Source organism: Streptomyces sp. AcH 505, assembly GCF_000818175.1.
Taxonomy (GTDB): domain Bacteria; phylum Actinomycetota; class Actinomycetes; order Streptomycetales; family Streptomycetaceae; genus Streptomyces.
Map to the genome: position 1 here is coordinate 306,708 of NZ_JTIY01000002.1, position 12,855 is coordinate 319,562.

Here is a 12,855-nt window from a genome sequence, read left to right on the forward strand (position 1 = left end):
GCTCCTTAACATCCTAAAAAGATGCGGTCAGACAATCTTTGGGAAGCCTACGGCATGGAGCCGGGGCGGATCTCAGGTACCGGGGCTCACCAGGAATTTAGGCCCAGGCCCCACCCCTTCGGGACGTACACCCGAGAGAATTCCGCCGAGAGATTCGAAACCGACGGTGGCGGCGACCAGCGGACGAGGATCCACGGCGCCGGAGGCGTACAGCCCGATCGTACGCGCCAGGCCGGCCGACGCACCGAGGATGCCCACGGCTGTGACGTCCTTCAGGACCAGCGCCCGGGTGTCGGCGGAACTGGGCGTCGCGGCGATCCCGATACAGACCACCCGCCTGCCCGGCTCGACGCGCTCCACGGCGAGCGCGGGCAGCCCGGGGGCGTTGGAGGCGTCGATGACCCCGTCGAAGGGCAGGTCGGGCAGCTCGGACTCGGTCCAGGCGCCGTGCACACCGAGGCTGCGGGCGAAGTCGAGTGACGCCGGGGTCAGACCCATGACATGGACCTCCGCCCCGGCGGCGAGCGCGAACAGGGCGGCGAGCAGCCCGATCGTGCCGGGGCCGAGCACCAGCAGCCGCTCACCGGGCGCGACGGCCGCCGCCTCGACGGCGCGCAGCGCGTTGCCGCCGGGCTCGACCAGGGCGCCCGCGACACCGTCCACGGAGTCCGGCAGCGGATGCAGCGCGTTCACCGGCGCGACGAGCTGCTCGGCCAGCGCGCCGTGCCAGCCGCCCCGGATGCCGATCTCGTACCGGTCCTCGCAGACATGGTGGCGGCCGGCGAGACAGCGCCGGCAGCCGCCGCAGCCGAGCATGGTGTCGGCGGTCACCCGCCGTCCCAGCCAGCCGGGGTCGACGCCGTCGCCCACCGCGGAGACCGCGCCGCACCACTCGTGGCCCGGCCGGATCGGGTAGCGGGAGTTGCCCTCGTCCATGTAACTCATCTCGCCGGTGAACAGCTCGCTGTCCGTACCGCAGACACCGGCCCGTTCCACATCGACGACGACCTGTCCCGGCGCCGCTGCCGGGGGCGCCACGTCACGCACCCCGCACCGGCGCGGACCTGTGATGACAAAGGCGCGCATGGCCAGATATTAGTACGCGGCATGAACATCCGTACGGGTGGAGCGCACTTCAAAAACACCGCCCCGGCATGGCAAGTTGGCAGCCACGGACGACGGAGGAGTACGCAATGGCGGAACAGCGCAGTTCCCAGTGGTACGCGGGCACCGACAGGAACTCCTACATCCACCGGGCGTGGATGCGCAGAGGACTGCCCGCCCACGCCTTCGACGGCCGGCCGCACATCGCCATCGCCAACACCGCGTCCGACCTGACCCCGTGCAACTCCCATCTCGACGAGGTCGCGGCGAGCGTCAAACAGGGCATCTGGGAAGCGGGCGGCGTCCCGCTCAACCTGCCGGTGGTCTCCCTCGGCGAGACGCTGGTACGGCCCACGGCGATGCTGTGGCGGAACATGGCGGCCATGGCGACGGAGGAGATGCTGCGCGCCAACCCCGTCGACGGCGTCGTGCTGTTGGGCGGCTGCGACAAGACCATTCCGTCGCTGCTGATGGCGGCGGCCTCCGTCGACCTGCCCGCAGTCGTCGTGCCTGGCGGCCCGATGCTGACCGGCACCTTCCGCGGCAAGCCGCTGGGCTGCGGCACCGACGTGTGGAAACTCAGCGAGGAGGTACGGGCGGGCACCCTCTCCGAGGAGGCCTTCCTGCGGTCCGAATCCTCGATGATCCGCAGCCGGGGCCACTGCAACACCATGGGAACGGCCTCCACCATGGCCGTCGTCGCCGAGGCGCTGGGTACGACGCTGCCGGGGGTGGCCGGGACGCCCGCCCCCGACAGCCGGCTGCTGGAGAGCGCCCACGCCACCGGCGCGCTCGCCGTCGAGATGGTCGCCGCGGAACGCCGCCCCAGCACGCTGCTCACCCGGGGCTCCTTCCTCAACGCGATCGTCGCGCTCGCCGCCGTCGGTGGCTCCACCAACGCCGTGGTGCATCTGCTGGCCATCGCCGGGCGGCTCGGCATCGAACTGACGCTGGACGACTTCGACCGCACCGGCGCGGGCGTGCCGCTCCTCGTCGACCTCCAGCCGGCCGGCCGCCATCTGATGGAGGACTTCCACCGCGCGGGCGGGCTGCTGGCGGTACTGAACGAGGTCGGCGACCTGCTTGACCCGGCCGCCCTGACCGTCACCGGCACCCCGCTGGTCGACCATCTCGACGGCGCGCGGATCTGGGACGAGACCGTCATCCGGAGCCGCGCCGACCCGCTGCTGCCTGACGCCGGCATCGCGGTGCTGCGCGGCAACCTCGCCCCGTCCGGCGCCGTCATCAAACCGGCCGCCGCTTCGCCCGAACTGCTGCGCCACCGGGGCAGGGCCGTCGTCTTCGACAGCGTCGAGGACATGCACGCCCGGATCGACGACCCGGACCTCGACGTGGACGCCTCGTCGGTGCTCGTACTGCGGGGCTGCGGTCCCAAGGGCTACCCGGGCATGCCGGAGGTGGCGAACATGCCGCTGCCCACCAAACTGCTGGAGCAGGGCGTCAGGGACATGGTGCGGGTCTGCGACGGCCGGATGAGCGGCACGGCGTACGGCACGGTCGTCCTGCACACCGCGCCGGAGGCGGCGGCCGGCGGCCCGCTGGGGCTGGTCGAGACCGGCGACTTCGTCGTGCTGGACGTGGCCGCCCGCAGGATCGATCTCGACGTACCGGCCGAGGAGTTGGCGCGCCGCCGTCCGTCGAAGGCGATGACGGCGGCGTTCGCCGCCCCCAGGCGCGGCTGGGAGCGGCTGTACGTCGAGCATGTGAACCAGGCGGACCAGGGCGTCGACCTGGACTTCCTCGTCGGCTCCAGCGGCCACGAGGTCTCCCGCGAGTCACACTAGAGCGCGCCGCGGGAGTGGCGCCGCCTGCGCACCGCCAGGGTCACTCCCGCACCGGCGACCAGCACCGCTCCCGCCGCCGTGCCCAGCAGCGTGGGCGAAGGGGTGCTGCTGCTCGACGAGAGGTCCGCCATCGCCACGTCGCGCGGCTGCGGGTCGGTGATCGCCGTGGTGACGGGCGCGACGTGCCGGACCGGGCCGACCGAGGCCACCGAGCCGTCCTGATTCAGCAGTACCTGCCTGCCGTTGGGGCGGTCGAAGTCGAACATGTTCTCCAGCGATCCCGCCCGGGTGTCGAAGGAGTGGTCCCCGATCCGCCGGGTGTGCCAGTTGTCCTCCACGAACTTCAGCACGGACGTCTGCTCGGTCCTGGTGTGGTCGATGCTGTTGACCTTCGCGAACGGCGAGATCACCAGCAGCGGCTGGCGGGCGCCCGGGCCGCAGCGGTCCTGGTAACCGCCCGCGGCGGGCGGCCCGTTCCGGCAGCCGGGCGCGTCGAGGCTCCGGCCGCTGCTGTCCTTCGTCGTGTCGTCCGAGCCGTTGCGCGGCGTGGCGTAGACATGGTCGTACCAGCCGTCGGAGTCGTCGTACGCGAGGACGATCGCGGTGTCCTTCCACTGCGGCGAGCGCTGGATCGCGTTGATCTGCCCGACGAGGAAGTTCTGTTCGTCCACCGGGCCCGAGTACCCCGCGTGCCCGTCCTGGTAGGACGCCGCCTTGAGGAAGCTCACGGAGGGCAGTTTGCCCGCCTTGAGCGCCGCGTTGAAGTCGGTGAGGTCGTAGTTGTGGTTGGCCCGGCCGTCGTGGCCGATCTCGGCGACGGACTCCGGGGCCAGATGGTGCGGGTTGGCCGTCGAGCGGTAGTACGCGAACGGGTTGTGGTGCGGGCTGTAGTCCACGACCTGGGCGCCGATCGCGTTGGCGTGCGTGGTGCCGTCGCACGTGGCGAGGGTGTCGCCGCCGTCCCACGGGGTGCTCGGCCGGAAGCCGCCCTGGAACCAGCCCCAGCTGACGTCCTTCTCGTTCAGCCGGTCACCGATGTTCTTGCCGCGCAGCTCGGCCAGGGACGACTGGCTGGTGTGGTCGTTGCCCGAACAGTCGTCGTACGCCGGGTCGGGGTCGGTGATCATCGTGCCGACGCCCCGCTCGTCGGGGGAGGCGACCGCGGCCGGATCCGGCTCGTCGGTCTGCTCCGGGTCCTCCGTGGACGACGCGGGGTCGGTGGAGACCACCCCGTGCGTCTGGCCCGACACCAGCTCGATCGCGCCGGGCGTGGAGGGGCCGTAGGCCGAACCGAACGAGTTGTCGTTGAGCGCGTAGTGCTGGGCGTAGTTCCACATGCCGGTGACGGTGTTGCCGTCGTAGTAGTCCATCACCAGACCCGGCTCGCCGAACAGATTGCCCGAGCACTTGCCGGAGTCCGTGAACTGGACGAACTTGTCGGCGCCGCCGCCGTTGTACGCGTACTGCTCGGGGCTGTACGCGTGGTTCTGGTCGCAGGTCACTGCCTGTTCAGGGGTGAGCCGCTTGGGCGCGTACTGGTTCGGGTTCTTCGTCAGCAGCCCCGCCGTGCGCAGGTTGTCGATGTCCCTGGGCGTGCGCGGGGACGCGGTGAAGCGGGTGCCGTCGGTGTTGGCCGCCTTCGGATACGTCCCGAAGTAGTGGTCGAACGAGATGTTCTCGTCGAAGATGACGACCAGGTGTTTGACGGGCGTGGCGGTGTGGCTGCCCGGGTGCTGCCCGCCCCGTACCGCGCCGAAGGACGGCGCGGCCCCGCCGAGTACGGTCAGCGCGGCTGCCCCCGCCAGCGCTCCCCAGCGGCGAGCCGCCGTGCCTCTGCGTGTGCTGCCCATACGGTTCCGCCTTCCGGTCGCCGGCCCAGGAGGGTGCTGGTGCTGCAACACGATGGCATGACCATGCACGGTTCGACGCGCCCCACGCGGTCAAGAATTCATTTACTGTTTCCCCGAGCCGGGTTGCGAACTGAGGATCTGTCAGGATCGTCCGCTCTTGAGCACGCACGCGAGAGGGAGGGCAGCGGGCCGGTGCCCGCTGTCCTCCCTCGTCGAGCCGTTGCTCCGGCCGGCCGTCAGCGCCGGGAGCGCCGTACCGTCAGCGCGACGATCACCGCGGCCGCCGCTATGTACGGTGCCGGATTGCGCCGGACCGCCTCGGCCAGCTGCGACGCCCGCTCGCTCCACTGGTCGGGAGCCTTGTCCTGGGCGCGCTGGAGCGTCTGGCTCGCCTTCTCCTGGAGCTGCGCCGTACGGTCCTGGAGCTGGATCTTCGTCTTGGCGGCCTGGTCGTCGATCCGCTCCTTGACCTCGGTCGCCTTCTCCTGGGCCTTCTCCTGCACCTCGGCGGCCTTCTCCTGCGCCCGCTCCTTCGTCTCCTGGGCGCGCGCCTTCACGTCGTTCTTGACCGCCTCGGCCTTGGCCGCGACGCCCTCCGCGGTTCTGCCCAGCTCGTCGCGGGTACGTTCGGCCTGTTCCCGCAACTCCTCGGCGGTGGGCTCGCCGTCGTTCGTGCTCCGCTCGTCCGTCATCGGTATGACCTCTCCTGGGTGCGGCCGGCGCATGGTCGTGCCGGTACCTGGTGCGCTGTGCCTGCCTTGCCCCCCGGGTAACCCGAATCGGCGGCACCAATCAGCGCCGGCCGCACCTGCCGCGCGCTCAGTCGGCGTAGACGCTCAGCGAGGAGAGCTGTCCGGCCGGCCAACCGGTGTTGGCGGTGAACTGGAGCCGCACATAACGGGTGGTGACGGCGGCGGGCAGGGTGATCGTGGCGGTGTTCCCCGAGGCCGGGTTGAACGTACGGCCCGCCGCGCCCGACAGCGTGGTGAATGTGGTGCCGTTGGTGGAGCCGAGCACGGCCACGGTCTGGGTGCGGGTCGCCCACGCCTGGTCCGGCGGCAGCGCGAGCACCAGCCGCTTGACGGTGTACGCGCTGCCGAGGTCGACCTGGAGCCACTGCGGGAACGCGTTGTTGGCGCTCTCCCAGTAGGTGCCCGCGTTGCCGTCCACGGCGTTGCCCGGCCCGTACGACTGCGTGGTGCTGCTGGCTGTCGCCGGGCGGCGCAGGGCCAGGTCGCCGGTCGGCTGCGTCGGTCCGCCGCCGCCCGGCAGCGGTACGGTCGGGCGCACCGCGGTGAGGGCGATCTGTCCCTTGAGCATGCGGCCGCCGTCGTTGGTCAGCCGCAGGTAGTAGTCGGACGAGCAGCGGGTGCCGTCCTCGTCGAGCGCCCAGATCCCGGACCCGGTCGGCACGTCGGCGGCCGTCTCGGCGGTCTTGGCGATCTGGTTGCCCTCGTTGTACTCGTCGAACATCGAGATGTAGAAGCCCTGCACACCGATCCGGACCAGGTTGTAGAACTGACGCCACATCAACTCGCCGTGGGCGCGCGCCCTGCCCTGCAGATCGCCGGGGATGACACAGGGCTGGTAGTCGATCCCGTGCGCGTCGCAGTCGAGTTGGTCGGGGCCGTTGTTGTCGCGGTAGAACTGGTCCGCCTGGTCGACGTTGCTGATCCGGCCCACCATCCAGGGCGAGATCATGTTGAACGCGTGGTAGACGTCGGAGAAGCCGGGACGTGAGTCCTCGGTGCCGGTGCGCCAGTGGGTGGGCACCCCGCCGATGACGTAACAGCCCTGGCTCTTGAACCAGTTGACGACGTCCAGGCACGGCGCCGGCTCGAAGGGCCGGCCGGGGTCGCTGAAGCCGAAGCCCCAGATGCACACCACCGGCTTGCCGTTCTGCTTGGCGTACGCGCCCGACGCGGTGTGCGCCTTCATCTTCGACGTCCAGTCGTCCTTGATCTGCGACTGCATCGCGGTCCAGTCGGTGACGTCGTACATGATGTAGAACTTGCGGCCGTGCGCCTCGGCCGACTGGCGCACCTTCTGCGCCATCGCGTCCCGGGTGGGGCCTTCGGCGCCGAAGGGGTTGAACCGCTGGAGGGCCGCGGTGTCACAGCCGTTCTCCTGCATCCAGCGGAAGTGCGTGTCCACCGTCTGCTGGTCCCACGACGAGAACAGCGTGGCCGGAGCGCCGCTGCCGAGGTTCCCGTACGCCGTGGCGTACGACTTCTCGTACTCCTTCATCTCCGGCCAGGAGGCGATGGTGGTGTTCGAAGGCGACGGCGGCTGACCGGCGTTGGCGCTCCAGTGCCACCAGCTGTTGATGGGCGCTCCGTCGCCCTTGCAGGCGAACCAGCCCTGGTAGCCCACGGTCACCTTGCCGACCACATCGCCGGGCGGCGAAGCGGCGGCGAGGGTGGGCGCCGCCGTCGCCGTGGTGGCGGCCGACCACCCGCCGACGGTGGCGGTGCCGGCGAGCGCGGACAGGATGACGGACCGTCTGGAAATACTCACGGATCCCTCGCAATCGGCTCAGGGCCCACACCGGACGGGGGCCATCCGAAGACAAGGTATGGACATGACAACGCATGGACAAGATGACTGCACGCAATTTCTTGACGTGTCCAGGAAAAAATCTATGCCAACACCGCCATCACGGCGGCCGGATGGCAATCATTAGGCGTTGATCATGGTGAACACGCACCTTTGTCAACACGTAATCGCCCAGACCCTTGTTTGTGGCTGGATTCCGCCTACGCTCACGTCGGGCTGTCGTATCTCAGACGAGCGACACCGGTTGAAGGGCGTGCACCGCTATGCAGGGCACAGTGGATGGATTCACCTACGGCGCTGTCACCCCCGTGGTGGCCTTTCTCATGGCATGTCTCGGCTCGGCCCTCGGGCTGCGCTGCACCACCCGCTCGCTACGGCACGAGCGTTCCTGGAAACCCGGCTGGCTGGCGCTCGGTGCGCTCTCCATCGGCTCCGGCATCTGGACGATGCACTTCATAGCGATGATCGGATTCAGCGTCGAGGAGGCGCCTATCAGCTACGACAAACTCACCACCGTGGCCAGCCTGGCCGTGGCGATCGTGATGGTCGGCATCGGCGTCTTCATCGTGGGCTACCGCGGTGCCACGACGGCGGCGCTGCTCTCCGCCGGTGTCATCACCGGACTCGGTGTCGCGGCCATGCACTACCTCGGAATGGCCGGAATGGAGCTCCAGGGGCACCTGGAGTACAACGTCACGACCGTCACCCTCTCCATCGTGATCGCCGTCGTCGCCGCGACCGCCGCACTCTGGGCGGCCGTATCGGTCCACGGTTTTCTGGCCAGCCTGGGCGCGAGTCTGGTCATGGGCATCGCCGTGACCGGGATGCACTACGTCGGCATGCTGGCGATCAGCGTGCATCTGCAGGAGGACGCCGGCACGGTGTCCGGCTCCTCACCCACCTCGCTGCTCTTCCCGATGCTGCTCGGCCCGGCCGTCTTCCTCGTACTCTCCGGTGTCGTGGTGATGTTCGACCCGCTGCTGGTCCTGGGCGAAGGCGACTGGAACCAGCCCGCCACCGCCGGGGGTGCGCCGGCCGGCGCTACGACGGCCGGTGCGCGGATCCCCGCGCAGCCCGGCCGTCAGCACGACATCAGTCCTTCAGAGCCCCGGAATTGGCCCCACTGACGAAGTAGCGCTGGAAGCAGAAGAACAGCGCTGCCACCGGCAGGGTGGAGAGCAGGGCGGCAGCCAGTTTCAGCGGATACTGGGTGCCGCCGCCGAGGCCGCCGGAGACGAAGCGCGCGAGACCCGTGGTCAGCGTCTCGTACTGCCCCGACTGGGTGGCGATGAGGAAGTGCGTGAACTCGTTCCACGACCCCTGGAACGACAGGATGGTCAGCGTGATCAACGCGGGCCTCGCCATGGGCAGGACGACGGACCAGAAGATCCGTACCACCCCGGCCCCGTCCATCCGCGCGGCCTCCTCGACCTCCGGCGGCACCGACTCGAAGAACTGCTTCATGATGAAGATGCCGGTGGCGTCCACCAGCAGCGGCACGATCATGCCGGTGTAGGTGTCGAACAGTCCGAAGATGTTCAGCACCAGGAACTTCGGGATCAGCAGCGCCACTCCCGGCACCGCCATCACGGCGATGACGAAGACGAACAGCACCTTGCGGCCCCGGAAGCGCAGCCGCGCCAGCGCGTACCCGGCCATCGAGTCGAACAGCACCCGGCCCGCCGTCACCAGGACGGCCACCAGTGCCGAGTTGGAGAGCCAGCGCAGGAACGGCACACCGTCCGCCGCGCCGCCGAGGCCGAACAGCCGCTGGTAGGCCGCCGTGGTGGGTGTGGTGGGCAGCAGCGAGAGCGGATGCGCCGCCGCGTCCGGATCGGTCTTGAAACCGGTCACCAACTGGAGCGCGAACGGCAGCAGATACAGCAGCGCCACCCCCACCACCAGGGCGTAGCCCACCACCCGCAGCGGAATCGGGAACCGGTTGAGCACCGGCCGGCCCTGTGAACTCATCGTGTCCTCCCGGTACGTGCGCCGCGCTCCCGCAGTACCCAGCGCTGGAGTCCGGTCAGGACGAGGATCAGGACGAGCAGCACGAACGCGATGGCCGCCCCCTGACCGAAGTCCGAGTTGTCGAAGCCCGACGAGTACGACAGGAACGCCGGCGTCAGCGTGGTGTTGCCCGGCGCCCCCTGACCCATCACGTACACCTGGTCGAAGACCTGCCAGGTCGAGATGAGCCCGAGCGTCAGCACCAGGAACAGCACGGGACGCAGCGCGGGGAGTGTCACGTACCGCAGCAACTGGCGGCGGTTGACGCCCTCGATGGCCGCCGCCTCCTCCAGTTCACGCGGGACGTCCTGGAGCGCCGCGAGGAAGATCAGCATGAAGGTGCCGGACGTGGTCCACACCGACAGCAGGATGATCGTGCACATCGCGACCGAGGGCCCGGACAGCCACTCGAACCAGGAGAGACCCATGAACGAGTGGGACGCCAGCGCCCCCGACGGGCGCTCGGGATCGACGATGCCCACCGAACCCAGGATCAGCGACAGCACACCACGCGGGTCGGAGAACCAGTTGGGCCCCTTCACCCCCACCCACGACAGCATCTTGTTGACCGACCCACTGCCCTGGAACATGAAGAGGAAGACAGTGGCGACGGCGATCGAACTCGTCACCGAGGGAAAGAAGAACGTCGTCCGCAGCGCGCCGCGCCCACGCAGCATCCGCTGGTTGACGATGATCGCGAGCCCCAGCGCCAGCACCGTCTGCAACGGCACCGTGAGCAGCACGTAGTAGGCGTTGTTGCGCAGCGCCGTGGCGAACAGGGTGCGGTCGAGGCCGTCCTGGACGAACAGGGTCCGGTAGTTGTCCAGACCCACGAAGTCGGCGCTGCCGGTGAACGGGTTGGACTGACCGTCCCAGCGCAGCAGGCTCACCCACAGCGCCATCAGGATGGGCAGCACGAGGAACAGACCGAGGACGACCACCATGGGGCTGACGAACAGCCAGCCCCACGGTCCGTCCCGGCGCACCGAGCGGGCCCTGCCCGCCGAGCGGATCGAACGTAGCGGCATCCGGGCTCAGTTGCCCTTCGCTATCGCCGCTTCGCCGTTGCGCTGCAGATCACCGAGGATCTTCTTCGGGTCCGTCGTGCGCAGCGACTGCAGTTCGGTGTTGAACTGGCTCAGCACCTTGTCGAAGCCGGCGATCGTCACCGGGCCCTGTGCGTAGGCGCTGCCGTCCACCCACGCCTTGGCGGCCGGGTACTGCTGGGCGTACGTCTTCAGCGCGCTCGTACGCGACGGCATCACACCGAACGCCTTGGCGAAGGTGAGCTGCTGGTCGCCCGAGCTCAGGTACTTGACCAGGTCGACGCTTGCCGAGCGGTGCGCGCTGTCGGCCGCGACGCCCCAGCAGTTGCTGAACGCCAGGGTGCCCTTGCCCTTCGGGCCCGCGGGCAGCGGCAGCACCTTGTACTTCACGTCGGGGTAGTCGAGCTTCATCCCGCCGTCCAGCCAGTTGCCCTCGACGGTCATCGCCGCCTTGCCCTTGCCGAGCGCCTCGCCGCCCCAGCTGGTGTCGACGTCCTTGGCGTACTTCATCGAGCCGGACTTGAGCAGCGACTGGACGTAACCGAGCCCCTCGGCGTTCTCCGGGGTGTCGGCCGTCATCTTCGTCTGGCCCGAGTCGGTGACCCAGCCGCCCGCCTGCTTCAGGAAGACCCCGAGCCGCTGGTACTCGTCGCTGGTGACCAGGCCGGTGACGCCCTTGCCGGTGAGCTTGTCCGCGACCGTCCGCAGCTGCTCCCACGTGGTCGGGTAGTCCTTCTCCGTCAGCCCGGCCTTCGCCCACAGGTCGGTGTTGACGACCAGGCCCAGCGTCGAGGTGTCCTTGGGCAGACAGACCAGCTTGCCGTCGTAGCTGAAGGAGTCACGCAGCTGCGGCGAGAAGTCGTCGGCGTCCGGTATCTGCGCGCCGTACGGGTAGAGCGAGCCGCCCTTGGCGTAGTTGGCGAACTGGTCGGAGTTGACGTAGAAGACGTCCGGCGGCTTGTTGCCCGCGAACGCCTGCCCCAGCTGCTGGTTCATGTCCTTGGCGGCCTCGACCGTGACCGTGTTGCCGGACTTCTTCGCGTAGGCGGCGGCTGCCGCCTTGACCGCCGCGGTCTCGGCGTCGCCCGAGGTGGCGATCAGCACCGACAGGTGCTGCGGACCGCTCTTCTCCTGGGACGGCTCCTTCCCACTGTCGAAGCCGGACGAGCAGCCGGTGGCTGCCAGCAGCGCCGCGCATGCGACGAAGGCGGCGGCAGCCGTGCGGGTGACCATGAATTCCTCCAGTAAAGACGTGCGTACGGACTCGGTCGGACGGACTCAGTTGGCGGGGGGCGGGTACGGGGGTGTGCTGTCGCGGACGACGAGCGACGGTTCGAGCAGGACACGTTCGGGATCCCGGCCCGGCGACGCCATCCGCGCCAGCAGCAGCCGGACACACTCCCGGCCGACCGCCTCGGTCGGCTGGGCGAGGGTGGAGAGACCGGGGGAGATGAGGGCGGCGGTGGGGGAGTCGTCGAAGCCGACGACCGCCACGTCCCTGCCCGGTACCGCGCCCCGCTCGCGCAGCGCGTGGTAGCAGCCCAGCGCCAGCATGTCGCTCGCCGCCACCACGGCCGTCGCGCCGCCGTCGATCAGCGGTCCCGCGACGGCCTGCGCCGACGCGATGTCGTCCACGCTCTGCGCGCGCCTGCCGCGCACCGGGAGACCGTGCCGTCGCATGGCACGCTGCCAGCCCTCGGCACGGTCGTCACCGACACCGGACCCGCGCGGCCAGCCGAGGAAGGCGATACGGCGATGGCCGAGGCCCACCAGATGCTCGACCGCCGCGTCCGTGCCCGAGGCACCGTCGACATCGACCCAGTCACCGACCTGGCGGCCCGACCACATCCGGCCGAAACCCACGAACGGCACGTCGCGCTTCTCCAGCCACGCCTGTCTGCGGTCGCCCCTGTCGGTGCCGCTCAGCACGAAACCGTCCACGCTGTGCTGGTCGATGAGTTCCTCGTAGCCGGGGAGGCCGCCGCCCTCGCCGTCGGCGGGCCAGGCGAACAGCAGGATCCGGTAACCGGCGGCGTCGGCCGTCTGCGACAGCGCGTGCAGGAAGCGGTCCATGACCGGCGCCGAGAGACCGGGGGCCGGCCGTATCGCGTAACCGATCAGTTTGCTGGAGCGGGTACGCAGCGTCTGCGCCGCCCGGTGCGGCCGGTACCCCATCTCCTCGATGGTGCGCAGCACCCGGTCCAGCGTCTCGGGACGCAGTAAGTCCGGCGAGTTGAGAGCGTTGGAGACGGTTTGCGGCGAGACGCCGGCCCGCTTCGCCACCATGGCGAGCGTCACGGGACCCGCCTTGGCAGGCGGGTTGCTGGCAGAGCGGGCCATGGCGGTCTCCGGAACTTGTAGGAACGGACAGGAACTCGTAGCAAAAGCGAATCAGTTCATTGGAGCGTTCCAAAACCGTTGTCAACGTCCCGATGTCGTCGTTAGAGTTTTTGGAACGCTCCAATGACTGAGAGGTTCTGCTCT

The 12,855-nt window shown here is 69.4% G+C and carries 10 protein-coding genes; 2 read left to right on the forward strand and 8 right to left on the reverse strand.

Translation table 11 applies throughout. The features are described from left to right. Positions 1–72: 72 nt before the first annotated feature. Positions 73–1,086, reverse strand: coding sequence for an alcohol dehydrogenase catalytic domain-containing protein (locus tag HY68_RS31490; RefSeq protein ID WP_041998211.1), 1,014 nt, complete (start codon positions 1,084–1,086; stop codon positions 73–75). Positions 1,087–1,193: 107 nt separating this feature from the next. On the opposite strand from HY68_RS31490, the gene HY68_RS31495 reads away from it, so the two are divergent. After that, a complete protein-coding gene (locus HY68_RS31495; protein WP_041998213.1) occupies positions 1,194–2,909 on the forward strand; it encodes an IlvD/Edd family dehydratase in 1,716 nt (571 codons plus the stop codon). Here HY68_RS31495 and HY68_RS31500 read toward each other — a convergent pair. The 3 genes from HY68_RS31500 to HY68_RS31510 all read right to left on the reverse strand — a co-directional run bounded on the left by HY68_RS31500 (position 2,906) and on the right by HY68_RS31510 (position 7,276). After that, positions 2,906–4,759 (reverse strand): alkaline phosphatase family protein, encoded by a 1,854-nt coding sequence (locus HY68_RS31500; RefSeq protein WP_041998215.1) that lies wholly within the window; start codon positions 4,757–4,759, stop codon positions 2,906–2,908. The genes HY68_RS31495 and HY68_RS31500 overlap by 4 nt on opposite strands. Before the next feature lie 236 nt (positions 4,760–4,995). Beyond that, positions 4,996–5,451: a hypothetical protein gene (locus HY68_RS31505; protein WP_041998217.1), complete on the reverse strand. Its 456-nt coding sequence runs from the start codon at positions 5,449–5,451 to the stop codon at positions 4,996–4,998. A gap of 127 nt (positions 5,452–5,578) precedes the next feature. Beyond that, positions 5,579–7,276 (reverse strand): discoidin domain-containing protein, encoded by a 1,698-nt coding sequence (locus HY68_RS31510; RefSeq protein WP_041998219.1) that lies wholly within the window; start codon positions 7,274–7,276, stop codon positions 5,579–5,581. A 302-nt stretch (positions 7,277–7,578) separates the two neighbouring features. Between HY68_RS31510 and HY68_RS31515 the strand changes: the two genes are divergently transcribed. Continuing rightward, positions 7,579–8,442: an MHYT domain-containing protein gene (locus HY68_RS31515; protein WP_041998221.1), complete on the forward strand. Its 864-nt coding sequence runs from the start codon at positions 7,579–7,581 to the stop codon at positions 8,440–8,442. Here the strand turns inward: HY68_RS31515 and HY68_RS31520 are convergent. The 4 genes from HY68_RS31520 to HY68_RS31535 are packed head-to-tail and all read right to left on the reverse strand — an operon-like array spanning position 8,408 to position 12,711. Continuing rightward, positions 8,408–9,286 (reverse strand): carbohydrate ABC transporter permease, encoded by an 879-nt coding sequence (locus HY68_RS31520; RefSeq protein ID WP_041998223.1) that lies wholly within the window; start codon positions 9,284–9,286, stop codon positions 8,408–8,410. The two genes, HY68_RS31515 and HY68_RS31520, sit on opposite strands and share 35 nt — an antisense overlap. Next, a complete protein-coding gene (locus HY68_RS31525) occupies positions 9,283–10,353 on the reverse strand; it encodes a sugar ABC transporter permease (RefSeq protein ID WP_241778820.1) in 1,071 nt (356 codons plus the stop codon). The genes HY68_RS31520 and HY68_RS31525 overlap by 4 nt, the downstream gene beginning before the upstream one ends. 6 nt (positions 10,354–10,359) lie before the next feature. Continuing rightward, positions 10,360–11,604, reverse strand: a complete 1,245-nt coding sequence (locus tag HY68_RS31530; protein WP_041998225.1) for an extracellular solute-binding protein — start codon at positions 11,602–11,604, stop codon at positions 10,360–10,362. Between the two features lie 45 nt (positions 11,605–11,649). Further along, the gene (locus HY68_RS31535) at positions 11,650–12,711 is read right to left on the reverse strand and encodes a LacI family DNA-binding transcriptional regulator (protein ID WP_041998227.1); all 1,062 of its coding nucleotides are present in this window, start codon (positions 12,709–12,711) and stop codon (positions 11,650–11,652) included. Positions 12,712–12,855 lie beyond the last annotated feature (144 nt).